Consider the following 24,446-nt stretch of genomic DNA (forward strand, 5'->3'; position numbering starts at 1 on the left):
TCCCTGTCGGAGGTAGAGATGAGCGAGTTCTTGGTTATTGCCCGCAACGCGATCATCATCATGATCGCCATCGGGCTGTTCTCGTCCTTCTTCGTCGTGACCAGCGTGTGGGTCTCGCGCAACACGGTCGAGCCTGAGAAGCACTAGCCTCGGCGCCCGCACTCCAGCCAAGCGTGCGCGCGGGCGCGCGTGATCGCCCCGTTGCGGCGCTACCTCGACGCGCCGACGCTCGACGAGCTCGCCGCCGCCGCCGTGCTGCGCCCGGCGTTCGTCGTCGGGTTCATGGCGCAGGTGGTCCTCGCGTTCCTCGTCGCCATCGTCGTGCGGTTGTTGACCTCCGGCGTCGCCGTCCACCAGAGCTCCGTCCTCATGTGGGTCCTCGTAGGCTTCGCGATCCTCGAGACCGTGTTCGCGGCCTTCGCCGGCCTGCGCCTCACCTCGGTCAGGGGTAGGCGGCCGGCGCTCACGGCGACGCTCGTGCTGGCCACCCTGTACGGCTCCGTCACCTGGTTCCTCGCGCTTGCCTTCGCCACCGAGCAGCGCGGGGTGGGCCTGTACGCGCTCCTGCTGCTCGTCGGCGTGGCGTACGCGCTTGGCTTCCTGACCACGGGCACGCTGGCCAAGGCGGCGGTGAAGGCCCCGGCCCTGGCGCCGGACGCCCCCGGCAACGACGCCCTCGCGCCGGACGGCTCCGGGCACGACGTCACCGCGGAGAGCTGACCCTCAGCGCGTCCGCTCGAAGTGCGCGTCCTTGAGCACGTGCACCATGTCGAGCGCTTGCGCCGTGCCGAGCACCACGCAGTCCGCGGCGTTGGCCGCGACGCCGACCGGGATGGACGTGATGCTGGACAGGTAGTCGTCGAGGTGCCGCAGCAGCGCCCCACCGCCGGTGAGGACGATCCCGCGCTCGATCACGTCCGAGACGAGCTCGGGCGGCGCTTGCTCGAGGACCTTGCGCATGCCGTCCGCGATGCGCTCGAGCGACGACTTGAGCGCCGCCACGACATCCTCGGTGGTGACGGTGACGCTCTTCGGCATGCCGTCGATGAGGTCGCGGCCGCGCACCTCCATGCTCTGCCTGTCGCTCTCCGTGATTATCTTCGCCGCGCCGATCGTGCGCTTGATCTCCTCGGCCGTGCGGTCGCCGATGAGCAGGTTGTACTTGGCCCTCACATAGACCATGATGTCGCGGTCGAACGTGTTGCCCGCGATGCGCAGGCTCTGCGAGACGACGATCCCGCCGAGGCTGATGATGGCCAGGTCGGTGGTGCCGCCGCCGATGTCTATCACCATCGAGCCGATGGGCTCGGCGATGGCGATGCCGGCTCCGATGGCGCCGGCCACGGGCTCCTCGATGAGGAACGCCTTGCGCGCCCCGACCTCGTGGACGGCCTGGACCACCGCCCGCCGCTCGACGTCCGTGATGCCGGACGGGATGCACACCATGATGTTCGGGCGCAGGAAGCGCGCCGGTCCGGTGAGGACCTTCCGGATGAACGCCTGCAGCATCTTCTCCGTGAGGGTGTAGTCGGCGATCACGCCGTCGGCCATCGGCCTGACGGCCGTGATGTTCCCCGGGGTGCGGCCGAGCATCCGGTAAGCTTCCTGCCCGACGGCCTTCACCTCCGTCGTGCCCTTCACTACGGCGATCACCGCCGGCTCGCGCAGGAGCACGCCCTTGCCCTTGACGTGAATGCGTACGTTCGTGGTGCCGAGGTCGACCCCGATCATGGGCCCACGCTACCAGGTAGCCCGAGGCCCGTGGCCGAGTCGGCTAGCATGGCGCTGTGAGTGAGGGCTCGTACGCAGGCACTATGGCGGCGCTCGTCCCGGGTGCCGGCGGCAGGCTCGTGGTCGCCGACGTGGCGCGCCCCGTACCCGGTCCCGGGGAGGTCCTCGTGCGCGTGCGGTGCGCCGGCGTCAACCGCGCCGACCTCGCCCAGCGCGCCGGCATGTACCCGCCGCCGCCCGGGGTCACGGACGTACTGGGCCTGGAGGTCTCGGGCGAGATCGCCGAGCTTGGCCCGGGACTGAGCTGGGGCGAGGCGGCGGACGCCGAGGGGGCGAGCGCCGCAGGGGCCGCCGGAGCCGTCGTCCTGCTGCCCGGCGAGCGGGTGTGCGCCTTGCTGCCCGGCGGCGGCTACGCCGAGTACGCCGTCGTCCCCGCGGCGCTCCTCATGCCCGTACCGGCCGGCTGGAGCCTCGTGGAGGCCGCGGCGTGGCCCGAGGCGGCGTTCACGGCGTTCCTCAACCTGTTCATGGAGGCACGCCTGCGCCCCGGCGAGCGCCTGCTCGTTCACGGCGGTGCGAGCGGCGTCGGCACGATGGCCATCGCCATGGCCACGGCGGCGGGCGCGTCCGTGCTCGCCACGGCCGGCGGGCCGGAGAAGACGAGCCTCTGCTTGCAGCTCGGAGCCGAGGTGGCCGTCGACAGGCACGAGGAGTCGTTCGCCGCCGTCATCGCCGCCTGCGTTCCCCCGGGGGTCGACGTCGTGCTCGACATCGTTGGGCGCGCGTACTTCGCCGACAACCTCGAGGTGTTGAGGCCGGGAGGGCGGCTGGTCGTGATCTCGACCCTCGGCGGCGCCGAGGTGGAGCTGGACCTGCGGCGGCTCATGGCCAAGCGCCTGCACGTGATCGGCTCGACGCTGCGGGGCCGTCCGGTGGCCGAGAAGGTCGAGGTGAAGCGCGCGCTCTGGAACAGGTTCGGGCCGCAGCTGGCCGCCCGCGGTCTGAGGCCGGTGCTCGACCAGGTCCACCCGTGGCGTGACGCGGATGTGGCGCACGAGCGGATGCGGGCGAACCGCAACGCGGGCAAGCTCGTCCTGGAGCTCGAGTAGCGGTGCCGCGCCTCCGACCTGCGGCGTCGGGCTCGCGAACCGACGCGTCGGGCCCAAGACCGGCCGCGCCGTACACCGACCTCGCGGGCGTCTACGACCGCCTGATGGCGGACATCGAGTACGACGACTGGGCTGCCTTCATCCTTCGCACCGCCGAGCGCCGTGGGTTCGCAGGCGGCGCGCTCCTCGACCTCGGTTGCGGCACCGGCAACGCCACGTTGCCCATGTGGGAGCTCGGGTACGAGGTCGAGGGCCTCGACGCCAGTCCCGCGATGCTGGCCGTCGCCCGCCGGAAGCTGCCCGGCATCGCGTTCCACCACGGCACGTTCGAGGCGTTCTCCCTGCCGCGGCGCTTCCACCTCGTGTACTCCGTGTTCGACGCCCTGAACAACCTGCTCGACGAGGCGGCCTTCGCGCGCTGCCTGGCGAGGGTGCGCGAGCACCTGGTGCCCGGCGGGGTCTTCATGTTCGACGTGAACACCCCGACCGGTCTGCGGGAGCTATGGCAGGGCGGCGTCTCGGAAGGCTGGACGGACGACGTCTACTACCGCTGGACGCACGCCTACGACGAGGCGACGGGGCTCGCCACGGTCGAGGCGTACTGCGACACGGGCGCCGAAGCGCCGGCCCAGGGCGCGTTCACGGAAGTGCACCAGGAGCGGGGCTACGCAGCCGCGGACCTCGTGCGCCTACTCGAGGCGGCCGGCTTCGAGGACGTCGCGGTCATCGAGTACCCGGAGGGCGGGCCGGCTCGTCCGGACGCGGAGCGCGTCTGGGTCGTCGCCGTCTCGCCCTAGGCCTCAATTCAGTCCGGCCTGCTCGCGCACGACGCGGGCGACGTTCGACATGTCCTCGTCGCCGAAGCCGCGCGCCACCAGGCTCGTCTCCAGCTGCTCGACGTAGGCGGCCACGGGCATGCTCACGCCCAGCTCGCGCGCCGACGCCAGCGCGATGCCGAGGTCCTTGCGGTGCAGGCGGGTCCTGAACCCGAGGGGGTAGTCGCCGGCGAGCATGTTCCTGGCCCGGTTCGCGAGCACCCACGAGCCGGCCGCGCCGCCGCCGAGCGCCTTGAGGGCCGCGTCCGTGTCGATGCCGGCCGCCATCGCCAACGCCATGCCCTCGGCGACGGCAGCGTACGTGCCGGCGATGATGACCTGGTTGACGGCCTTGGCCACCTGCCCGCTGCCGACGGGGCCGACGTGCGTGATCGTGCGGCCGAGGTGCTCGAGGGCAGGCAGCACGCGCTCGAGCGCGGCGGCCTCGCCGCCCACCATGATCGACAGCGTGCCGTTCTTGGCCCCCTCGCTGCCGCCCGAGACGGGGGCGTCGAGCATCTGGACGCCCCGCTGGGCGAGGGCGGCGGCCATGCGCCGCGTGGTGGCCGGGCTGATGGTGCTCATGTCCACGAGCACGGCGCCCTCCGCCAGCCCCTCGATCGCGCCGTGGTCGCCTATCACGACGGCCTGCACGTCCGGGGTGTCGGACACCATCGTGAACACGACGTCGCGCTCCTGGGCACACGCCTTCGGGCTCGCCGCCCGCTTGGCGCCGAGCGCGGCCAGCGGCTCCTCGCGCTCGCGCGTGCGGTTGTGGACCGTGACCTCGAAGCCCGCCGCCAGGAGCCTGGCGGCCATCGGCGCGCCCATGGTGCCGAGTCCGATGAAGCCGATGCGCATGTCGTTGTCCTCCAAAGCCGGCGGCCCCGACGGGCGCTCGCGGCGTTCAGGACGAGGTTACCCTGCTCACGAGCCCCGTGTCCCGCCAGATGGCTTGCAGCGCCTCCACCGTCCTGCCGGCGACGACGCGGTTGCGCCGCGCCACCTGCTCGCGCTTGGGGTGCGGCTTGAAATCGCTCGGCCCGTCCGTCCACCGGTCAGGGATGGGGGCCTCCGGCAGCCGCGAGCGCCACTCCGCCTGCCAGTCGCCTGGCAGCTCGGCGGGCGGCTCACGCCCCGTCAGCGCGCTCCAGAGCTGCGCCCACGCGCGCGGGACCGTGCGGTAGGGGTCGTAGCCGCCGCCGCCCGTCGCGACGATGCGCCCGCCGGTCAGCTCGTCGGAGAGCGCCACGACCCTGTCGTAGGCGGCCCGCATCCCGGTGAGCGTCAGGGAGAGGTCGGCCAGGGGGTCGTAGCGGTGGGGGTCGGCGCCGGCCTGCAGGAGGATGACGTCCGGCTCGAACGCCCGCAAGGCGGTCGGGACGACGACGTCGAACGCCTCGAGGTACGAATCGTCCTCCGTGAAGGGCTCGAGCGGGACGTTGACCGAGAGCCCCCGCCCCGCGCCCTTGCCCGTCTCGTACGGGTGCCCGGTGCCGGGGAAGAGGTAGTGGCCGGACTCGTGCAGGCTGACCTTGAGCACGTTCGGGTCCTCGTAGAGCAGCCACTGGACCCCATCGCCGTGGTGCGCGTCGAGGTCGACGTAGGCGACCCGCAGGCCGTGGCGGTCGACGGCCCGCCGGATGGCCACGGCGAGATCGTTGTAGACGCAGAAGCCGGACGCCCGGTCGCGCAGCGCGTGGTGGAGGCCGCCGCCCAGGTTGACGGCGCGGAGCGCCTTGCCCGTCGCGACGAGCTCCATCGCCGTCACGGTGCCGGCGCAGACGAGCGAGACGAGCTCGTGCATGCCGGGGAAGACCGGGTTGTCCGCCGTGCCGAGGCCGCGCTGCCTGGCCCGCTCGACGGCCTCGCCCCTGGACAGCGCCGCCACGTCGGCCACGTACTCCGGCTCGTGCACACCGAACAGCTCGGCCTCCTCGAGGGGCGCGGGCGGCACGACCTCGGACGGCGCCAGGACCCCGGCATGCTCGAGCAGCGAGCGGGTCAGCTCCATCCTCACGGGCTTGAACGGGTGGTCGGGGGCGAGCTCGAAGCGCGCCGTGCGCTGGTCGTGCACGAGCAGGACGCCGGGCCCGGGCGAGCTCACGCTTCGGGTGCCTCCGGCGGCCACAGCACGTTGTACCCGAGACCGCGCAGGTAGGCCGCGAGGCCGTGGCCGTCGACGGTCGCTATGCGCATCACGAACGCGACCGTGTCGGCGTCTGGATCGGAACGCGAGGTCATGACACTCGAGACGTTCACGTTGCGGCTCGCCACCCGGTCGAGGAGCCCGGCCAGCGCGCCCGGCCGGTCGACCAGCTCGACCTCCAGACGGCTGGAGGCCCCGCGCACGCCGGACATCCTGATGAGCGCGTCGAGCATGTCGATGCCCGTGACGATGCCGACGAGGCGCCCGTCCTCCATGACGGGCATGGCGCCGATCTTGTTGTCCCGCAGGACCTTGGCCGCCTCCTCGATCGGGTCGTTCGGGTCCGCCGTCAGGACCGGGTGGACCATGAGGAGCCTGACGGGGTCGCTCGCCCGCACGCCCGGGGGCGCCTTCGGGTGGTCGGCGCCGACGAGGCGCACGTCGCGGTCGGAGACGATGCCGACCAGACGGTCGGAGGCGCCGCCGCTCGGCTCGGCCAGGATGGGGAAGTGGCGGATGTTGCGGAGCTCCATCAGGGCCTGGACGTCCTTGATGGGCGTGTCAGGGCCGATGGCGACGACCTTGTGGGACATGATCTCGTTAACGAGCATCGACTTGCTCCTCCATCCTGGGATGCTACCAGGGGCTTCGTGAGAGGCCGGGAACGCCCTTGCGCAGGCGGTGGAACTCGGCCACGACGCGTTCGTCTGCCCTTGGACCGACGCGCGCCATGAGGGCGTTGGCGGCGCTGCTGCGGATCTCCTCGTCGCTCGTGGCGAACGTCTCCATCCCGACGGAGCGGTAGAGGCTCTCGAGCATCCGGCGGTAAGCCAGGTCGGTCATGCCGCTGCCCGCGAGGTCGTAATGCCAGACGTAGAGGGTGGCGAAGACGACGGTCGCGTCGAAGCGGCCGCCGGCGAAGCTGGCTTCGAGCAACCTTGGTGCGAGGCGGCGGCCGCGGTAGGCCGGAGCGACCTCGATGGCGCCGAGCTCGATGAGCTCGCCCGTCGCGTCGGCGCCCCACGACTCGATCTCCGTCGGCGGGTGGAAGGCGACGTAGCCGACGAGCGTGGCGCCCGCGAGCGCCGCGACGACGCACCCCTTGGGGTCCGCGGCGATGTCGGCGAGGGCCGCCAGCTGCAGCTCGGGCGAGCGGAAGCGGTCGAGGCCGGGGTGGGCGCGCAGTCCGGCGACCTCGGCCGCCGGGGCGCACGCCACGATCCGAACCGGCTCGTCCGCGTGCTGCATGCGCAGCTCAGGCCGTCGCGCCCGGTGCGCCGGCGGGGGCCTGCGCCTTGCTGCGCCAGGCGGCGACGAGCGCGTCGGGCAGCCGCGCGGGCGTCGAGGGCCCGGTGCCGTCGACGCCGAGGAGCGCGCGCAGGCGCCTGTGGGACTTCCAGCCGTCGCCTATGCCCCGCTCGTCGGCGGACTCGCCGAAGGCCCTTAGCAGGCCCTCGTGGTACGGGCTCAACGTGGCGTCGTCCAGGCTGGCGGTCAACGTCGCTGCCGCCCCTTTCGCGTCGCCGAGGGCCAGATGGGCGTCGACGGCGTAGCTCGCCAGCTGGGCGCGCAGCCCGGCGTCGCCCCCTTCGCCCGCCGCAGGCCCGATGCCGAGCGCGTCCGCGGCGGCCTGCACGTCGGCGAGGACCGCCTTCGCTTCCAGCAGCCGCATGTGCGCCGCCGCCCTGGCGCCGAGGGCCCTGGCGCGCGAGTGCTCGTGGTCGACGTCGCTCAACCCCTCTTCGGCGAACCGGAGGGCGGTCGCGCCGTCGACGGCGAACTGGCTGGCGAGGAGCCGCGCGTCGAGGCGGAGCCCGCGGTGCGAGGCCTGGTCGTCGATGGCCCCGAGGACCTCGTCTATGCGCTGGCGCGCGTGGCGCAGGTCGGGTCCGTCGAGCCCGTCGCGCAAGACGGGGAAGGGCCGGCGGTAGGGGACGGCCAGGCCGCGGCAGGCATAGGCGATCGCCAAGGTCAGCGTGCCGCGCAGCGCGCGGTACGGGCGGGAGTCGTTCCCCCCGGCGTGCTCGCGGAAGCCGGCCAGCGCCCGCGTGACGGCGTAAGTGCCCTCCTCGAAGTCGCCGAGGGCGAGGGCGGTCAAGGCCCACTCGGCGTCCACCTTCGCGAGCCTCAGGGCCGTCTCCGCCTCGGTCAGCTCGGCGCCGTGCAAGCGCGCCCGCGCCGCCTTGAAGTCGGTGACCGACCCGGTCAGGTCGCCGCGCACCCTCAGCAGGGACGCGCGGCGGGTCAGGTAGCGCGCCTGCTCCTGCGCCAGGGCCTCGGAGCGGTGGGCCAACTCGACGGCGAAGTCGAGGGCTGCCTTGGCGGTGTCGAACCGTCCGAGGCGCATGGCGATGTCGCCGCGCTGGTACTGGACGCGGGCGCGCACGAGGTCGTCCGTGCCCTCCACCGCGTCGAGGCGCGCCAAGGCGCCCTTAAGGTCGCCGCGGTCCTTCGCGATCATGCCTTCCCACACGCCGGCCTTGACGGCGGCCAGGCGCGCCTCGCGCCCTGTCGAGGTGACGCGTGCTAGCTCGCCCCGCACCGTGCCGGTGATCAGCTCGGCCGCGGTGGCCAGGTCGCCGCGCCATCTGGCGATGCTCGCGCGCGCCAGTGCGCTCTCCGCGCGCGCCAACGGGTCGCCTATGTCCGGCGCGGTGTCGAGGAGCACCTCGGCGCGCTCGAAGCGGCCGGCGAGGGCCTCGCCTTCCGCGCGCTTGACGAGGGTCCAGGCTCGCAGGGCCGCGTCGTTCGAGGCGGCCGCCGCCTCGAACGCCTTGAGCGCCTCGGGGTGGCCGTAGGCGCCGAGGCGCACGTAGTGCGCCGCCACCTGCTTCGCCACGGCGTCGAACTCCGGCCCCGCGCGCAGCTCAGTGAAGGCGGCCTGCCAGACCTGGCGCACTTGCGCGTGCGAGACGGCGTGCGCCGCCAGCCGCTCGGTCAGCGAGCGCCAGTCGCGGGCCTCGAAGAGGTGGTGCAGGTGGCGGGCGGCCGCGGCGCTCGAGGGGTCCTGAGCGGCGGTGGGCGCGTACAGGGCGGCCGCGGCGAGCTGCATGCGCCGGTGCACCGCCGGCTCGTCCGTCGCCAGCCGCGTCTGCAGCGCGCGGGCGAGCTGGCGCGAGAAGACGCGGTAGTGGTCCGGCTGCCCCGGCACCGGGTCCAGGAACGAGAGCTCGAACGACCCGAGGGGTCTGGTCACGTCGCGAAGCCGCTGCAGCGTGGCGGCGGCGAACGCCGGATGCTCGGGCGGCGAGAGCACGGCGATGGCCGCCAGGAAGGCGCGCAGGTCGGAGTCGCCGGCCGTGACGAGGCCGGAGAGCTGCTCGATGTAGCGCTCGTCCGGTTGCATCCCGACTTCCTGCGGGGCGCGGGCCTGCGCAAGGAGCGTCAACGTCCGCAGCTCCTCGAACGACCGGCCGGCGCGCTGCACGATCTCCTCCTGGCGCCCCGCGCTCAGGTCCGGCACGCGCGCCTTGACGAAGCGGCGCGCTTCCGTGACCGTCGGGGGGGTGAGGCGGATGGGGTCGGCGAAGTTGCCGAGGCGCTGCATGGCGCGCGCCGGGAGGTCCGTGATGGTCACGAACAGCATGACGCGCTGCAACCGCGCCAACGGCTCGAAGAGCGTGACCCACAGCCACTCGACGGCGCTCACGCGCGGCACGTCCGGGTTGGCGAGGCGTAAGGGCACGAGCCCGAGGCTGTCCTGGTTGGCGAGGGACTGCGACACGTGGAACAGGAACAGGATCGGGGCTTGCCGCTGGCGTACCGCCTCGAGGACGACGCGGGCGAGCTCGGCCTGCGCGTCGGCCTGCACGGCGAAGGCGCTGGCGGTCGCGATGCGCACGAGGCGCGCCTCCATGACGTCCGTCGGCACCCCCAGCTCGGTGGCGAGGCGGACAAGGGAGGCGGCGAGGTCCGTCCCGCCGAACTCGAGGCGGACCACGTCGAGCCCCCCGTCGAACAGGAGCTCGACGCCCTGCCGGACGTAGTCGGTCAGCAGCGTCTTGCCGGAGCCGGGCCGGCCGGTCACGAGCACCTTGGGCATCTCGCCGGCCCTGATGCCGCCGATCATCGCGCGGTACGCCCTGCGCTTGTCGCGCCCCAGGAGTTGGAGGACCTCCTGCTCCGTACCGGCGGTGGGGGAGAGCGCGGCTTGGAGCTCCGGCAGGTCGAGCGGCGCGTTGCCCGCCTCGCGCCAGAGCTCGTCCAGGATCACGAAGAGGGCGCGCTTGTCCGGCAGCCGGCCCTTGTCGCGGTAGATTATTTTCCTCACGACGTTCGGGTTGGCGCCGTGGGCCTCCATGGCGCTACGCAGCCAGTTGATGCTCCCGACGACGCCGTGCTCGTCCCGCCGGTGGCCGACGGCCTGACGGACGTTCTCGAACAGTGGGCGCCAGGGGCTGACCGGCTCTGTCGGCGACGGGTTCCGCATGCGGCCAGTTTACCTGGCCGCCAACATCCGAGTACACAACCCCGAAGAGGTCGGACATCGCGTCACCGCCGGGACCGGCGTCCCGCGCGGCCGGTGGTAGACTCTCGCCCATGAGCCTCTTGAGCAAGGCCGCTTCCGGCGCGCGCCTGACACCGGACGAGGCGCTCGAGCTCTACTCGCTGCCGCTCTTCGACCTGGCCGCGGCGGCCGACTCCGCCCGCGCGCTGCGCACCGACCCGGAGACCGTCACGTACCTGATCGACCGCAACATCAACTACTCCAACGTCTGCTCCGTCGGCTGCGCCTTCTGCGGCTTCTACCGCACGCGGCGGCAGCCGGACGCCTACACGTTGAGCTTCGACGAGATCTCGCAGAAGATCGTCGAGCTGGAGGCCGTCGGCGGCAGCCGCATCCTCATGCAGGGCGGGGTGAACCGCTACCTGCCCTTCGACTGGTACCTCGACCTCATGCGCCACCTCAAGGAGCGGCACCCGACCATCCGCGTCGAGGCGTTCAGCCCCGAGGAGATCAAGGGCATGGCGGGCCTCACCGGCATGGACACCCGGGAGGTGCTCGTCGCGCTCCAGGCCGCCGGCCTGGACGGCCTGCCGGGCGGCGGCGGCGAGATGCTGGTCGACGAGGTGCGCCACGCCAAGCACGTCTCCCCGGGGCGCATCTCGGCCGACGAGTGGATCCGCGTCATGGGCGAGGCCCAGGAGCTGGGGCTGTACACGACGGCCACGATGGTCATCGGCTTCGGCGAGACGCACGCCCAGCGCGTCGCCAGCCTCATGCGCGTGCGCGACCAGCAGGACCGCGCCGCCGCCACGCACGGCAACGGCTTCTCGGCCTTCATCTCCTGGACGCTCCAGACGGAGGGCGTGCGCATCCACGGCAAGGCGCCGGGCGCCGGGGCGCACGAGTACCTGCAGAACGTCGCCGTCAGCCGGCTGCTCCTCGACAACGTGGTCAACTTCCAGGCGTCCTGGCCCACCATGGGCTACAAGGTGGCGCAGACGGCCCTCTACTTCGGCTGCAACGACTTCGGCTCCACCATGCTCGAGGAGAACGTCGTCTCGCAGGCCGGAGCCAAGCACAGCAACACGCCCGAGAGCGAGATCGTGAGGCAGATCGTCGACGCCGGCTACCGCCCGGCCCAACGCGACTCGCTCTACAACATCCTCAGGCGCGTCGACCCGAGCGAGTTCGACCTACCGGCGCTCCCGAGCACGCCCTCCGGACAACCCCGCGCCGCCGACGCCCTGACCGCGCGCTGATGGCCGTACGGCCCCTCCCCGAGGTCATCGGGGGCGCCGACCGGGGCCACGGCCGCGTGGTGGCCCACGCCCGGGTCGTGTACGACGGGCTCGGGTTGCCGCGCGAGGACGGCGCCGTGACGGTGCAGCTCGCCCCGGGCGTCGCGAGCGTCGTGCGCACGAGCGCCATGACCGAGGCGCGCTCTACGTACCCCGACGCCGAGGTCGTCGAGTGCGGCTTCGCCGTGTCGCCGCCCGTCGTCAACGCCCATACGCACTTGGACCTCTCCGCCATGCCGCACACGCCCGGCTCGTACGCCGGCTTCATCGGGGCCGTCGTAGCCCACGCGCGCGGCGGCCACCGGGGGCTGGCCGCCGCCAAGCAGGGGGTGGCCGAGCTGGGCGCGGCGGGCACCCGCGTGGTGGGCGACATCGTGACGGACGCCGCCACCATGGAGTACCTGCTCGGTCAGGACGCGCTGACGGGCGTCGCCTACTGGGAGGTCTTCGCACCGCGCCCGGAGGACGCCGACGCCGTCTTCGCCGCCACCGTCCAGGCGGTGGCCCGCTTCAGGGCGCTCGAGCGCCCTGGCCGCATGCGCGTCGGCCTCTCGCCCCACACGCCGCACACCGTGAGCGCCCCCCTGCTCGTCAGGCTCGCGGCGTACGCCGCCGCCGAGCGGCTCCCCCTCGCCATCCACGTCGCGGAGAGCCCGGCCGAGCTCGAGCTCCACTTGCGGGGCACCGGCGAGCTGGCGGAGTCGCTCGCGCGGGCGGGCTTCGCGTTCGCCGCCACGGGCGTACGCCCCGTGCGCTACCTCCACGACCTCGGCGTCCTCGCGGCCGGGCCGACGCTGGTCCACGGCGTCCACGTCGACGACGACGACGCGCGCCTGCTGGCGCGGGTAGGCGCCGTGGTCGTGCACTGCCCGCGCTCCAACGCCGCGCTCGAGTGCGGCACCTTCCCGTGGACGCTCTATGCGAAGCACGGCGTGGAGGTCGCGTTCGGCACGGACTCGCGCGGGTCAAGCCCCGACCTCGACGTCACCCGCGAGGTGGCCGAGGCGCTCGCCGTGCAGGGCGCGAAGCTCAACCCCCGAGCCGCGTTGCGGGCCGCGGTCAAGGGGGGGTACAAGGCCCTCGGCATGCAGCCCCCGCGCGTGGTGCGCGGCGCTCCGGCCGCCGACCTCGTGGCGTGGGACTGAGCGTGTCGAGCCCGCTACATGCGCCGGGTAGTCGCGGCAAGTAACCTAAGCGGCATGCCCTCGGCGCGCCGCCGCAGGGGCACTCAAGTGGTATACGCCCGCGAGCACGCTTGAGGGAGGAGAATAGAGAACATGGCCAACTCGCTCGAACTCACCGACGGCAACTTCGCTTCCGAGACCGGCTCCGGCCTCGTCCTGGTGGATTTCTGGGCCCCGTGGTGCGGGCCGTGCCGCATGGTGGGACCGGTCATCGAGGAGCTCGCTTCCGACTACGCCGGCAAGGTGAAGGTAGGCAAGCTCAACGTCGACGACAACATGCGGGTGGCGCAGGAGTACCGCGTCATGAGCATCCCGACGGTCATGCTCTTCAAGGACGGCAAGCCCGTCGAGGTCATGGTCGGCGCCCAGTCGAAGGCCAACTACGAGGCGCGGCTCAAGAAGCACGTGCCCGTCACCGCCTGAACGCGCCAGCGTCCTCGATGCGGGCGACGGTGACGAGGGCGGGCCCGGAGCGCTCCGGGCCCGCCCTCTTGGTGCGTGAGGCGCAGCGCCGCTTGACGGCGCGGCGCCTCATCCGGGGTTGAAGCGGCTAACGCCCCTAGGCGACACCCGCCAGGCCGTGCTCGCCAGGCGCGACGAGCGCAGCACGAGCAGGTAGCTGGAGCCGTCGGTGGCGAACTCCTGCAGCGTCCACCTGGCCCCCTCGGGCAGCTTGACGTCGATCAGGGCGTTGGTGGTGTAGACGCCCGTCTCGAGGAGCCCGAGCTCCATGCGGTGGTAGAGGACCTGGGCGGTGCGTTCCAGCTCCGTCGCCACGGGGTCCGTGGAGGCGGCAGGCCCGAAGGCGCCCGGGGCGCAGGCGCCGAGCAGCGCCACGAGCGTCAGGAAGAGTAGGGGCCTCGCCCAGCCGCCGGTGCCCATGCGCGCCGGCCGTGCCCGCCGCGCCGCCTCGCCGAGGCCGCGTGCCCCGCTTGCTACGGATGTCACAGTTCGCGCTCCCATGCCCTCATGTTACCGGCGCGGGTGGGACGCAGGTGAGCGCCCGCGCTGCGCGCGGGTAGGCCCACGCTGCGCGCGGGTAGGCCCACGCTGCGCGCGGGTAGGCCCGCGCTGCGCGCGGGTAGGCCCACGCCACGTTCGGGTAGGCCACGCCGCGTTCGGGTAGGCCCGCGCCGGGCGCGGGTAGGGCCGCGCCAGCCGCCAGCAGCGGGGCCTCACACGCGCGAGTCGAGCACGGGGGCGAGGCCCATGCGCACCAGGTAGCGTTGCGAGCCCGCGCGCCGCTGGTAGCGCTGGACGAGGGCGAACATCTCGCGTTGGAGCTCCTTGGCGTCGGCGAAGTCGAGCTGCAGCTGGTCGCGCCAGAGCGAGAGGGTGGCCGGGGCGTCCGGCTCCAGCGTGGTGGCGTTGGCGTCGGGGGTCACGGCCGTCTGGACCTGCAGGTGGCCGCGTTCGTCCCGGTAGAAACGCGTGCCCCAGTCGCCGAGGGCCTCCCGCCGGCCGCGCACGACGTTGCGCCTGAGCAGGCGCTCCCAGTAGGCGTCGCGCTCGGCGAGCGCCGCCTCGAGCGACTCGGCGTGCGTCGCCTCGAACGGCACGAAGAAGACGTCCGCGGTGGAGCGGTAACGCTTGACGGCGCGCCCGGCCCTCGGGACCACCTCGGCCACCTCCAGGAGGCCGAGCCGCTCGAAGCGCTGCACGCGCCGCAGCGTGGTGTTGGGCTTCTCCCCGACCTCCTTGGCCGCCTCGCCCACGCTGAGCGTGCGTCCGAGGAACGGGGCGACCTGGCGCAGGGTGGTCGGGTCGGTGAGGGCCTCGGCCGCGCGCTCGTCCGTGACGATCAGCGTGCGCGCTGCGCCGCCGTGGCTGGCCGGCGGGGCGTCGTCGTACGTGGACGTGGCCAGGTTCCTATGTGAACGTAAGGCTGTCATATCACATAGACTAGCCCCAAACTTGGTTCAGCGAGAGCGCGTGAGCAGCGCGCCACTTGAAGCCGTGACCACCGCTAGGGAGCACGACATGACCAACACGAGCAAGCACGACACGTTCGGCGCCAAGGCCCTGCTAGACACGGGCTCGGGCGAGGCCTACTTCTACCGGCTCGCGGCCCTGCAGGAGCAGGGTTTCGGACGCGTAGACAGGATGCCCTTCTCCATCAAGGTCCTGCTCGAGTCGCTGGTGCGCAACGAGGACGGCTTCCTCGTCACCCGGGCCGACATCGAGCGCCTCGCCGCCTACGACGCCAAGAGGCGCTACGAGGACGAGATCCCGTTCATGCCGGCCCGCGTCATCCTGCAGGACTTCACGGGCGTGCCGGCCGTCGTCGACCTGGCTGCCCTGCGCAGCGCCATGCGGCGCATGGGCGGCGACCCCGACAAGATCAACCCGCAGGTGCCCGTCGACCTCGTCATCGACCACTCCGTGCAGGTCGACGAGTACGACGACCCCCTCGCCCTCCTCCACAACTCGCAGATCGAGTTCCAGCGCAACATGGAGCGTTACGAGTTCCTCCGCTGGGGCCAGTCGGCGTTCGCCAACTTCAACGTCGTCCCGCCGGCCTCGGGCATCGTCCACCAGGTCAACCTCGAGTACTTGGCCCGCGGCGTCCTCTCCAAGCCGCTCGGCGACAAGGACGTCGTGTTCCCCGACTCGCTCGTCGGCACCGACAGCCACACGACCATGATCAACGGCCTGGGCGTCGTCGGCTGGGGCGTCGGCGGCATCGAGGCCGAGGCCGTCATGCTCGGCCAGCCCTACTACATGGTGATCCCGGAGGTCGTCGGCTTCCGCCTCAAGGGGAAGCTGCCAGAGGGCGCCACGGCCACCGACCTCGTGCTCGTCGTCACGGAGATGCTCCGCAAGCACGGCGTGGTCGGCAAGTTCGTCGAGTTCTTCGGCCCGGGCATGGCGACCATGACGGTCCCTGATCGCGCCACGCTCGGCAACATGGCCCCCGAGTACGGCGCCACCGTCGGCTTCTTCCCGGTGGACAAGGAGACGCTCCGCTACATGCGCCAGACGGGCCGCATGCCCGACGAGGTCGAGGCGCTCGAGCGCTACTGCCGCGCCAACGGCATGTGGCACGACCCGGCCGACCCGGAGCCCGAGTTCTCCGAGGTCTTGGAGCTCGACCTGGGCACCGTCGTGCCGAGCGTGGCCGGACCGAAGCGCCCGCAGGACCGCATCGAGCTCAAGGACATGCAGACCCAGTTCCAGGAGGACCTGCGGCGCCCCGTCGACAAGCGCGGCTTCGCCTTGAGCGCCGAGGCGTTGGAGCGCACCGGCCACCTCTCGTTCCGCGGCGTCGAGAAGGACCTGAGGCACGGCGACGTCGTGATCGCCGCCATCACGTCCTGCACGAACACGAGCAACCCCTCGGTCATGCTGGCGGCCGGCCTGGTCGCGAAGAAGGCCGCCGAGCGCGGCCTGCGCGCCAAGCCGTGGGTGAAGACGAGCCTCGCCCCCGGCTCCAAGGTCGTCACGGAGTACCTCCGCGACACGGGGCTGCTGCCGTACCTCGAGCAGGTCGGCTTCTACGTCGTCGGCTACGGCTGCACGACGTGCATCGGCAACTCCGGCCCCCTGCCGCCCGCCGTAGTGAAGGCGGTCGAGGAGGGCGACCTCGTGGCCGCGGCCGTGCTCTCCGGCAACCGCAACTTCGAGGGGCGCATCAACCCGCACGTCAAGGCGAACTACCTGGCGAGCCCCCCGCTCGTCGTGGCGTACGCCCTCGCCGGCACGGTGGACATCGACATCGTGAACGACCCGCTCGGCGAGGACGATGCCGGCGACCCCGTCTATCTGCGCGACCTCTGGCCGACCTACGCCGACGTGACCGAGCGCCTCGAGGCCGCCATGAACCCCGAGACGTTCAGGCGCATGTACGACGGCATCGAACGCTCGAACGAGGCCTGGAACGCCATCCCCGTGAAGGGCGGTCAGCTCTTCGACTGGGACGACTCCTCCACCTACATCCAGGAGCCGCCGTTCTTCATCGACATGCCCGAGAACCCGGGAAGCATCGCCCCGGTACGGGGCGCGCGCGCTCTCGTCAAGGTCGGCGACTCCGTGACGACCGACCATATCTCGCCCGCCGGCTCCATCGCGCTGAACAGCCCGGCCGGCAAGTTCCTCACCGAGCACGGCGTTACGAAGGCCGACTTCAACTCGTACGGCTCCCGGCGCGGTAACGACAGGGTGATGACCCGCGGCACGTTCGCCAACATCCGCCTCAAGAACCAGCTGGCGCCCGGCACCGAGGGCGGCCTGACGACCGACTTCACGACAGGCGAGGTCACGAGCATCTTCGAGGCGAGCCGCAACTACATCGCCGCCGGCATCCCGACCATCGTCATCTCGGGCAACGATTACGGTATGGGCTCGAGCCGCGACTGGGCGGCCAAGGGCACGTACCTGCTCGGCGTCAAGGCCGTCATCGCCAAGAGCTACGAGCGCATCCACCGCTCCAACCTGGTCGGGATGGGCGTCCTGCCGCTGCAGTTCCTCGATGGCCAGGGCCCGGAGACGCTCGGGCTCGACGGCAGCGAGACGTTCGACATCGGCATCGACGAGAACGTCGCGCCGCGTGCGCGGCTCGCGGTCACCGCCACCAAGGCGGACGGCACCAAGGTCGAGTTCGAGGTGGCCTGCCGGCTCGACACGCCCGTCGAGGTCGAGTACTACCGCAACGGCGGCATCCTACACACGGTGCTGCGCAACCTGCACCGCTCCGCGACGCGCGCTACGGCCTGAGCGCCGGCGCTCAGACCTAGCTCCACCAGGGGCGATCGGAGCCGGCCGTCGGGCGGCGGCGCGTTGACAGGGCCCCCCCCCCGCCCCCCCCCCCCCCACGGCCGGTATACTGCCACCATGCGCGGTTTCATCGGGTTCATCGTCGTGCTGGCCATCGTCTTCTTCGCCGTTGGGGAGACGCGGGGTTGGTACCTGGGCATCCCGAGCCAGACGCCCGTGTTCGTGTACAAGAAGGACTTCACGTCCACGACGTCCCGCAGGACCACGCAGAGGACCGACATGCCCGTGCGCTTCACGGGCGACGTCAAGCGCGGCTCCGTGACCATCGAGGTGCGCTACCAGCGCCCGACGAGCTTCCAGACCTCGCAGGCGGCTGGCCCGGAGACGAAGGTCTACGAGGTGACCTACTCGGCCGGCCAGAGGGCGGCGCTAGACCGGGTCTTCGAGAACGGCGGCGGGGTCTACACGGTCTTGGTCCGCTACCAGGACGCGACCGGCCTCTTCACGCTCATGCTGCCTGGGGGCACCGACCTCTAGCGCGTCTTGGCGCGCGCGGCGGCCAACTGCGCCCACTGCTCGGGCGTCACGGCGTCCAGTACGTTGAACTCGCCCGCGTTGTACACGCTCTCGCCGCCGTCGATGTAGACGAGGTCGCCCGTGATGAACCCGGCCTCGTCGGAGAGCAGGAAGCTCGCGAGGTTGGCGAGTTCCGCGTGGTTCCCGACGCGCCCGAGCGGCACCTGGTCCGCGAACAGGCGCTCGATCTCCGGCGTCGGCATCAGGCGACTCCAGGCCCCCTCGGTGGGGAACGGCCCCGGCGCGATGGCGTTGAGGCGGATGCCGTACTTGCCCCACTCTCCCGCCAGCGAGCGCGTTAGCGAGACGACGCCCGCCTTGGCTACGGCCGACGGCACGACGTAGCCTGAGCCCCGCTCGGCGTAGGTGGCCGCGATCGAGAGGACGGCCCCCTTCGCCCCGGTCGCTATCCAGCGTTTGCCGAGCTCGAGCGTCGTGTACACGCTGCCGTGCAGCACGATGCCGAGCACGGCGTCGAACGCTCGGTGCGACAGGGCCTCGGTGGGGGAGATGAAGTTCCCGGCGGCGTTGTTGACGAGGGCGTCCACCTTGCCGAACCGGGTGAACGCGGCGTCGAACGCGGCCCCGACGGCCTCCGGGTCCCTGACGTCGAGGGCGACGGGGAGCACGGCGCGCCCGAACTCGGCCGCGAGCCGCTCCGCCTGCTCCTCGAGGAGCTCCAGGCGGCGGCTCGCGATCACGGCGTTCGCGCCCAGCTCGAGGAAGCGGCGGGTCATCGCGAGGCCGAGTCCGCTGCCCCCACCCGTGACGAACACGACCTTGTCCAGCAGCAGGTCAGACCTGAACATGCCACATGGTCGCACGCTTCACGTGCCGGGTGGCGGTATGGCGCCTCGTGGCGGAGAGACACGGCGGCCCGACGGGCCGGGCGACCCCGGCGGTGTGGGCTATCCCCTGCGACACCCTGGCACGCAGGGGTCATACTTGGCGAGCGATGCGTCTCCACTACCACGCCGTCCGCCGGCCAGCCCCATCGGTCGTGCTCCTGATCTCGTTGCTGGCGGCGCTCCTGGCGTGGTCCGGCGGCTCTTCCGCCGCGGCGCAGACCTACGTGGCGGCGCCGACGCCCGTGCGGGTCCTGCTGGCCGTGACGGGCAGCGTCACGGTGAGCATGGCGGGCCCACACTCCGGCGTGGTCGACGGCAGGGGAGGGTTCTTCACGCCCGGACCGCTGGCCTGGCCCGTCGGCGCCCGGGACGGCCAGCTCGTCGTCGACGGTCACGAGATCGGCACGTCGCTCGTCCTCGACGCCGAGGGTGGCACCCTCGAGGCGTTCGGGACCCACTACCGGGGCGCGATCCGCCTCAGCGCCGTCGGCGACGAGGTAGAGGTCGTCAACGTCCTCGACCTGGAGGCGTACCTGCGGGGCGTCGTGCCGGCGGAGATGGCCGCCTCGTGGCCCATGGAGGCGCTCAAGGCGCAGGCCGTGGCGTCGCGCTCGTACACGCTGGTCTCGCTCGACCCGGAGGCCCGCTACGACCTATGCGCCACGACGGACTGCCAGGTCTACGGCGGCGTCGAGGCCGAGCAGCCGCGCACGGACGACGCAGTCGCGGCGACGACTGGTGTCGTCGTCACGTACGGCGGCGCCACGGCGCGCACCTACTACCACTCGGACTCGGGCGGCATGATCGCCTCGAGCAGGGAAGTATGGGGCACGAGCTACCCCTACCTAGTGGCCGTGCGGGACGCGGCCTCCAGCACGCCGCACCGGGCGTGGACGGCGCGGCTCGACGCCGCCGCGGTCTCAGCCAGCCTGGTGGCCGCCGACCGGGGCGTCGGGACGGTCACCGCGCTGCGCGTGCTCGAGACGAGCGAGTCGGGCCGGGTCGTGTCGCTCGAGGTCGCCGGCACCGGCGGCACTACGGTCATCGGCGGTAGCCAGCTGACGAGCCTGGCGCGCGGCTGGGGGCTCAAGTCCATGCGCTTCTCCATGCAAGGGCCGCTGAGCGTGCGCGGCGACGGGTGGGGCCACGGCGTGGGCATGAGCCAGTACGGCGCCAGGGCCCTCGCCCAGGCCGGCTACGATTACGGCCGCATCCTGGCGTACTTCTACCCGACGACGACGTTGACGCGCTTCGTAGCGCAGACCCCCTGAGTCGCTACCCCTGAGCCGCTACTTGGTAGCCTTGACGGATGAGCTTGCGAGCGGCAGCGCCGACGCGACGCCCGACGGCGGCACGGTCTTGAACTACGCCGCCCTCCTCGGCCTGCTCGTGGCGGTGACCTTCGCCCTGCCCATGCTCGCGCGCCTGGCCGTGTCCCTCGGGCTCCATCGGGACGCCGGCGTGGTGGTCAGCCTCGCCGTCGCGCTGCTCGCCGCGCTCGGCTGGTTCGCCCGCGCCCGCGCCGCCGCCCGCAAGCGTGCCGGCGAGCGGGACGCGTGAACCGCGCCGCTGCCAAGAGCGCCCGGCTGACGCTCGTACCGACGCCCATAGGCAACCTGGCCGACGTCACGCAGCGCGCCCTCGAGGCCCTGCGCGCGGCGCAGGTCGTGGCGGCCGAGGACACCCGCAGGAGCCGCGTGCTGCTGGACCGCTACGGCATAACGACGCCCCTCGAACGCCTCGACGCCCACACCATCGCGAGCCGGGCGCCGGCCCTCCTGGAGCGCTTCGAGCGCGTCGCGTTCGTGACCGATGCCGGCACCCCGGGCATCTCCGACCCCGGGGCGGAGCTGGTGCGGCTCGCCATCGAGCTGGGCGTGGGCGTCGAGGCGCTTCCCGGCCCGACGGCGTTCGTCCCCGCCCTCGTCCTCTCGGGCCTCCCTACCGCGCGCTTCACGTTCGAGGGGTTCCTGCCCCGCAAGGGCGGCGAGCGCGGTCGCAGGCTGGAGGCCATCGCGGGTTCCGCCGCCACCTCCATCCTGTACGAGGCACCCCAGCGCCTCGTCGCCACCCTCGCCGACCTGGCCGAAGCGTGCGGTTCCGACCGCCAGGCGAGCGTGAGCCGGGAGCTGACGAAGCTCCACGAGGAGACGCGCAGGGGCAGCCTGGTCGAGCTTCTGGCGCATTACCGCGGCAACCCCGCCCGCGGCGAGGTCGTCGTGGTCGTCGGGCCCGCGCCGGAACCCGAAGCGGACGCGCCCGGCGCGCCCGCGCAGGCCGCCGCCCTGGCCGGCGCCGGGGTTCGCGGTAGGCTGTTGCGCGAAGCGCTGCTCGCCCTGGGCGTGCCCAGGAACGAAGCGTACCGCTCGGCCCTCGCCTACCCGGACACCGACCCTTGAACGGGCCGCTCCGGGAGTTCGGGCATGCCTAGCCACCGGAAGGTCACGTAGTGAACGACACCACCACGCAGCCTCCCGCCTCCACAGTCGAGGCAGGCGGACGCTACCTCGGCCTGGGCGCCGTCGCCAGGCTCATGCTCTTCGCGCGCTCGCCCGGCCCGGCCGTGCTCCTGACCACGAGCGACCGCGCGGCCGTCTTCGACGACACGCACGTCTTCGGAGCCCTGCGCACCGTCGACCCGACCTTGAGCGACTGGCTCGAGCGCCGGGAGAAGGTCGTGCTGACACTCGGTCACGCGGTGATGCCGTTCCCCCAGCGGCCGGAGTCGTTCGCGCTCGAGCTCGTTGAGGGGCGCAGCTACCCGCGCGAGGAGCTGCTCACGCGCCTCGTCGACTACGGTTACGTCAGGGACGCCGCACCCGGCTTCACCGTCAGGGGCGACACGCTCACGATCTACCGCGAGCCGCTGCCGGAGCCCACCGGGGCCGCGGCGGAGGGCGACGACGATGACGTCGTCTTCCCGGAGGCGCCTCCCGGCAGCGTGCGGCTCGAGTTCTTCGGCGCCGAGCTCGACGCGCTCTTCCTAGCCGGCGAGCGGGCGCAGCGCGTGGTGATCGCGCCCCGCGCCCTCGACGAGGTTGGCGCGGGCGGCTTCACCACGCGCCTGCTCGCCACGCTGCCCGGCACCGTGTTCCTCGACGCGCCGGAGCTCTACCCCGGCGACCTGCCGGGCGCCACCAACGAGTGGCTCTGGGGCCACCTGGCGGGCCGCGACGTCGTGTCGTTCGGCCGCGACCCGCTGGCCCTGGAGGAGCGCCGCGCCGGTGTGGAGGCGCTGCCCTACTACCGCGGCAAGCTGAGCGACTTCACGAGCGACCTCCACGTCTGGCTGCGCGACGGCTACTCCGTGCAGCTCCTGCTGAAGTTCGAGCGGAGCGGCCGTTACCTGCGCGAGCGCGTCATCGACGCCTACGAGTCGCACTGGCGCAACCGCGTCGAGCATCACCCCGGCCAGGTGTCGCTGGCCATCGCGCCCGGCGTCCAGGGCGGCTACAAGGACGAGGGGCGGCGCGAGGTCGTCCTCACCGAGGAGCTCCTGTACGGCTACCAGGGCGGTCGCAAGGCGACGAAGCTCGCCGGCAAGCGGGTCGGCGACGCCTCTCAGCTGACCGTCGGCGACTACCTCATCCACCCCGACCACGGCGTCGGCCGCTTCGTCGCCCTCGAGGCGCGGCAGGTCGTGGGCGTCGTGCGCGACTACCTCCAGCTCCAGTACGCAGGCGAGGGCAAGCTCTACCTGCCGGTCGAGCTGCTGCCGCTCCTCAGGCGCCACCCGGGCACGACCGACGACCCGCCGCGGCTCTCCACCCTCGGGACCAACGAGTGGGCGCGCGCCAGGGAGAAGGCGCGCGCGAGCGCGGAGGCGTTGGCGGCCGAGCTCATCAAGACCTACGCCAAGCGGCAGGTGAGCAAGGGCACGGTGTTCCCGGCCCAACCCGAATGGGACGTCCTCATCGAGCGCAACTGCCCGTTCACGCTCACGCCGGATCAGGCCGAGGCCGTCGAGGCCGTGTTCGCGGACATGGCGCGCGAGGTGCCCATGGAGCGGCTCGTCTCGGGCGACGTCGGCTTCGGCAAGACGGAGGTCGCGATCCGGGCGGCGCATCGTGCCGTCGGCAACTCGGCGCAGGTCGCCGTCCTGGTCCCGACCACGGTGCTCGCGCGCCAACACTTCGAGACGTTCAGCGAGCGTTTCAAGGGCCTGCCCGTGCGGGTCGAGATGCTCTCGCGCTTCTCCACCGACGCGGGCGCGCGGGCTACGCTGGCCGGCCTCAAGGACGGCAGCGTCGACATCGTCGTCGGCACCCACCGGCTCCTCAACGAGGCCATCGAGTACAAGAACCTCGGGCTCCTGGTGGTGGACGAGGAGCACCGTTTCGGCGTCGGGCAGAAGGAGCGGCTCAAGAACCTCAAGGCGAACCTCGACGTCCTCTCGCTCTCCGCCACGCCCATCCCGCGCACGCTCTACATGAGCCTGGTCGGCCTGCGCGACGTGTCGCAGATCATGACGCCGCCCGAGGGGCGCAAGCCCATCCAGACGGTGCTGCAGCCGTACGACCCGATGGTCGTGCGCGAGGCGGTCGTCTTCGAGCTCGAGCGCGGCGGCAAGGTGTTCTACATCCACGACCGCATCGGCTCCATGAGCATGCGCGCCCGCACGCTCGGGCAGCTCGTGCCCGAGGCGCGCATCGGCGTCGCGCACGGGCAGATGGGGGAGGCCGAGTTGGAAGAGATCATGCTCGGTTTCGAGGAGGGCGCCTACGACGTGCTCCTCTCCACGACCATCGTCGAGTCCGGCCTAGACATCGCGGGCGCCAACACGCTCATCATCGAGCGCGCCGACCGTCTGGGCCTCGCCCAGCTCTACCAGCTCAGGGGGCGCGTCGGGCGGCGGCAGACCGAGGCGTGGGCGTACATGCTCTACCCCGGCAGGCTGACCGAGCAGGCCCAGCGGCGGCTGTACGCCATCGCCGAGCTGAACGACCTGGGCTCCGGCCACCTCCTCGCAGAGAAGGACATGGAGATCAGGGGCGTCGGCAACCTGCTGGGGCCGGAGCAACACGGCCACATCAGCGCCGTGTCCCTCGAGGTGTACACGGAGATGCTCGCCGAGGAGGTCGCGAAGCTCAAGGGGGAGCTGCGCGCGGCCGAGGTGCCGCAAGTGACCGTGGACCTGAGCGTCGACGCGCGCCTCAGCCCCGCCTACATCCAGGACGACGCCGTGCGCATCAACTACTACGGCCGGTTGGCCGGCACGGGCGGCCTCGCCGAGGTCAACCGCATCGCCAAGGAGCTGCGGGAGGCGTACGGGCCCTTCCCTCCCGAGGTGCGCTCCTTCATCGAGCTCACGCGCCTCCGCTTGGTAGCAGGGGCCAAGGGCGTCGTCACCATCAAGGAGCACATGACGGACGTGCAGGTCGCGCTCGCCGCGGACGTGGAGGCCATCGACTACGACGCCAAGCGCCTCAAGGCGCTGCCGTTCCAGGTCGAGCCGACGCGCTACCCGCCCGGCTTCAGCGTGAAGAAGCGGGGCCTGAAGGACGTCGAGGTGCCGGGGGCGCTCCTCGAGCTCTTGTACCTGGTCGGCTAGCAACGAGGCACACAAGGAGGCGCCC

At 72.1% G+C, this 24,446-nt stretch carries 21 protein-coding genes; 12 read left to right on the top strand and 9 right to left on the bottom strand.

What is annotated here, in order from left to right:
- Window positions 1-189 precede the first annotated feature (189 nt).
- Window positions 190-720, top strand: a complete 531-nt coding sequence (locus M9914_00795) for a hypothetical protein (GenBank protein ID MCO5172707.1) — start codon at window positions 190-192, stop codon at window positions 718-720.
- A 3-nt stretch (window positions 721-723) separates the two neighbouring features.
- Here the strand turns inward: M9914_00795 and M9914_00800 are convergent, their stop codons facing one another.
- The gene (locus M9914_00800) at window positions 724-1,731 is read right to left on the bottom strand and encodes a rod shape-determining protein (GenBank protein ID MCO5172708.1); all 1,008 of its coding nucleotides are present in this window, start codon (window positions 1,729-1,731) and stop codon (window positions 724-726) included.
- Window positions 1,732-1,787: 56 nt separating this feature from the next.
- Between M9914_00800 and M9914_00805 the strand changes: the two genes are divergently transcribed.
- Window positions 1,788-2,840, top strand: a complete 1,053-nt coding sequence (locus M9914_00805; GenBank protein MCO5172709.1) for an NAD(P)H-quinone oxidoreductase — start codon at window positions 1,788-1,790, stop codon at window positions 2,838-2,840.
- A gap of 104 nt (window positions 2,841-2,944) precedes the next feature.
- Window positions 2,945-3,637, top strand: a complete 693-nt coding sequence (locus M9914_00810) for a class I SAM-dependent methyltransferase (protein MCO5172710.1) — start codon at window positions 2,945-2,947, stop codon at window positions 3,635-3,637.
- Window positions 3,638-3,640: 3 nt separating this feature from the next.
- Here the strand turns inward: M9914_00810 and M9914_00815 are convergent, their stop codons facing one another.
- From M9914_00815 to M9914_00835, 5 genes are read right to left on the bottom strand one after another with little or no spacing between them, the layout of a single operon-like run.
- Window positions 3,641-4,516 (bottom strand): NAD(P)-dependent oxidoreductase, encoded by an 876-nt coding sequence (locus tag M9914_00815; GenBank protein MCO5172711.1) that lies wholly within the window; start codon window positions 4,514-4,516, stop codon window positions 3,641-3,643.
- A gap of 46 nt (window positions 4,517-4,562) precedes the next feature.
- Complete coding sequence (locus M9914_00820) at window positions 4,563-5,762, bottom strand: acetoin utilization protein AcuC (GenBank protein ID MCO5172712.1); 1,200 nt, start codon at window positions 5,760-5,762, stop codon at window positions 4,563-4,565.
- Window positions 5,759-6,415 (bottom strand): CBS and ACT domain-containing protein, encoded by a 657-nt coding sequence (locus M9914_00825; GenBank protein MCO5172713.1) that lies wholly within the window; start codon window positions 6,413-6,415, stop codon window positions 5,759-5,761. The genes M9914_00820 and M9914_00825 overlap by 4 nt, the downstream gene beginning before the upstream one ends.
- 25 nt (window positions 6,416-6,440) lie before the next feature.
- Complete coding sequence (locus M9914_00830; protein ID MCO5172714.1) at window positions 6,441-7,052, bottom strand: GNAT family N-acetyltransferase; 612 nt, start codon at window positions 7,050-7,052, stop codon at window positions 6,441-6,443.
- Window positions 7,053-7,059: 7 nt separating this feature from the next.
- Entirely contained in the window at window positions 7,060-10,233 is a 3,174-nt protein-coding gene (locus M9914_00835; protein ID MCO5172715.1) for a hypothetical protein, read from the bottom strand.
- A 110-nt stretch (window positions 10,234-10,343) separates the two neighbouring features.
- Here M9914_00835 and M9914_00840 point away from each other — a divergent pair, with 110 nt between their 5' ends.
- The 3 genes from M9914_00840 (at window position 10,344) to trxA (ending at window position 13,156) form a co-directional block, all read left to right on the top strand.
- Window positions 10,344-11,510 (top strand): CofH family radical SAM protein, encoded by a 1,167-nt coding sequence (locus M9914_00840; GenBank protein ID MCO5172716.1) that lies wholly within the window; start codon window positions 10,344-10,346, stop codon window positions 11,508-11,510.
- Window positions 11,510-12,694: an amidohydrolase family protein gene (locus tag M9914_00845; GenBank protein MCO5172717.1), complete on the top strand. Its 1,185-nt coding sequence runs from the start codon at window positions 11,510-11,512 to the stop codon at window positions 12,692-12,694. Before M9914_00840 ends, M9914_00845 begins: the two co-directional genes overlap by 1 nt.
- A gap of 132 nt (window positions 12,695-12,826) precedes the next feature.
- On the top strand, window positions 12,827-13,156 hold the full coding sequence (gene trxA / locus M9914_00850; protein MCO5172718.1) for a thioredoxin: 330 nt from the start codon (window positions 12,827-12,829) through the stop codon (window positions 13,154-13,156).
- Window positions 13,157-13,264: 108 nt separating this feature from the next.
- Here trxA and M9914_00855 read toward each other — a convergent pair whose 3' ends face one another.
- Both M9914_00855 and M9914_00860 read right to left on the bottom strand, forming a co-directional pair.
- Window positions 13,265-13,681: a hypothetical protein gene (locus tag M9914_00855; GenBank protein MCO5172719.1), complete on the bottom strand. Its 417-nt coding sequence runs from the start codon at window positions 13,679-13,681 to the stop codon at window positions 13,265-13,267.
- A gap of 227 nt (window positions 13,682-13,908) precedes the next feature.
- Window positions 13,909-14,625 (bottom strand): hypothetical protein, encoded by a 717-nt coding sequence (locus M9914_00860; GenBank protein MCO5172720.1) that lies wholly within the window; start codon window positions 14,623-14,625, stop codon window positions 13,909-13,911.
- 88 nt (window positions 14,626-14,713) lie between these two features.
- On the opposite strand from M9914_00860, the gene acnA reads away from it, so the two are divergent.
- Window positions 14,714-17,446: an aconitate hydratase AcnA gene (acnA, locus tag M9914_00865; protein MCO5172721.1), complete on the top strand. Its 2,733-nt coding sequence runs from the start codon at window positions 14,714-14,716 to the stop codon at window positions 17,444-17,446.
- A 117-nt stretch (window positions 17,447-17,563) separates the two neighbouring features.
- Complete coding sequence (locus M9914_00870) at window positions 17,564-17,983, top strand: hypothetical protein (GenBank protein MCO5172722.1); 420 nt, start codon at window positions 17,564-17,566, stop codon at window positions 17,981-17,983.
- Here M9914_00870 and M9914_00875 read toward each other — a convergent pair.
- Window positions 17,980-18,831 (bottom strand): SDR family oxidoreductase, encoded by an 852-nt coding sequence (locus M9914_00875; GenBank protein MCO5172723.1) that lies wholly within the window; start codon window positions 18,829-18,831, stop codon window positions 17,980-17,982. The two genes, M9914_00870 and M9914_00875, sit on opposite strands and share 4 nt — an antisense overlap.
- Before the next feature lie 146 nt (window positions 18,832-18,977).
- Here M9914_00875 and M9914_00880 point away from each other — a divergent pair, with 146 nt between their 5' ends.
- Genes M9914_00880 through mfd form a run of 4 tightly spaced genes read left to right on the top strand, consistent with a single transcriptional unit; the run spans window position 18,978 to window position 24,421 of the window.
- Window positions 18,978-20,141 (top strand): SpoIID/LytB domain-containing protein, encoded by a 1,164-nt coding sequence (locus tag M9914_00880; protein ID MCO5172724.1) that lies wholly within the window; start codon window positions 18,978-18,980, stop codon window positions 20,139-20,141.
- Window positions 20,142-20,172: 31 nt separating this feature from the next.
- A complete protein-coding gene (locus tag M9914_00885) occupies window positions 20,173-20,430 on the top strand; it encodes a hypothetical protein (GenBank protein ID MCO5172725.1) in 258 nt (85 codons plus the stop codon).
- Window positions 20,427-21,269, top strand: coding sequence for a 16S rRNA (cytidine(1402)-2'-O)-methyltransferase (rsmI, locus tag M9914_00890; GenBank protein MCO5172726.1), 843 nt, complete (start codon window positions 20,427-20,429; stop codon window positions 21,267-21,269). The genes M9914_00885 and rsmI overlap by 4 nt, the downstream gene beginning before the upstream one ends.
- Before the next feature lie 50 nt (window positions 21,270-21,319).
- On the top strand, window positions 21,320-24,421 hold the full coding sequence (gene mfd / locus M9914_00895) for a transcription-repair coupling factor (GenBank protein MCO5172727.1): 3,102 nt from the start codon (window positions 21,320-21,322) through the stop codon (window positions 24,419-24,421).
- The last annotated feature ends 25 nt before the right edge of the window (window positions 24,422-24,446 follow it).

The organism is Trueperaceae bacterium (assembly GCA_023954415.1).
GTDB lineage: Bacteria > Deinococcota > Deinococci > Deinococcales > Trueperaceae > JAAYYF01.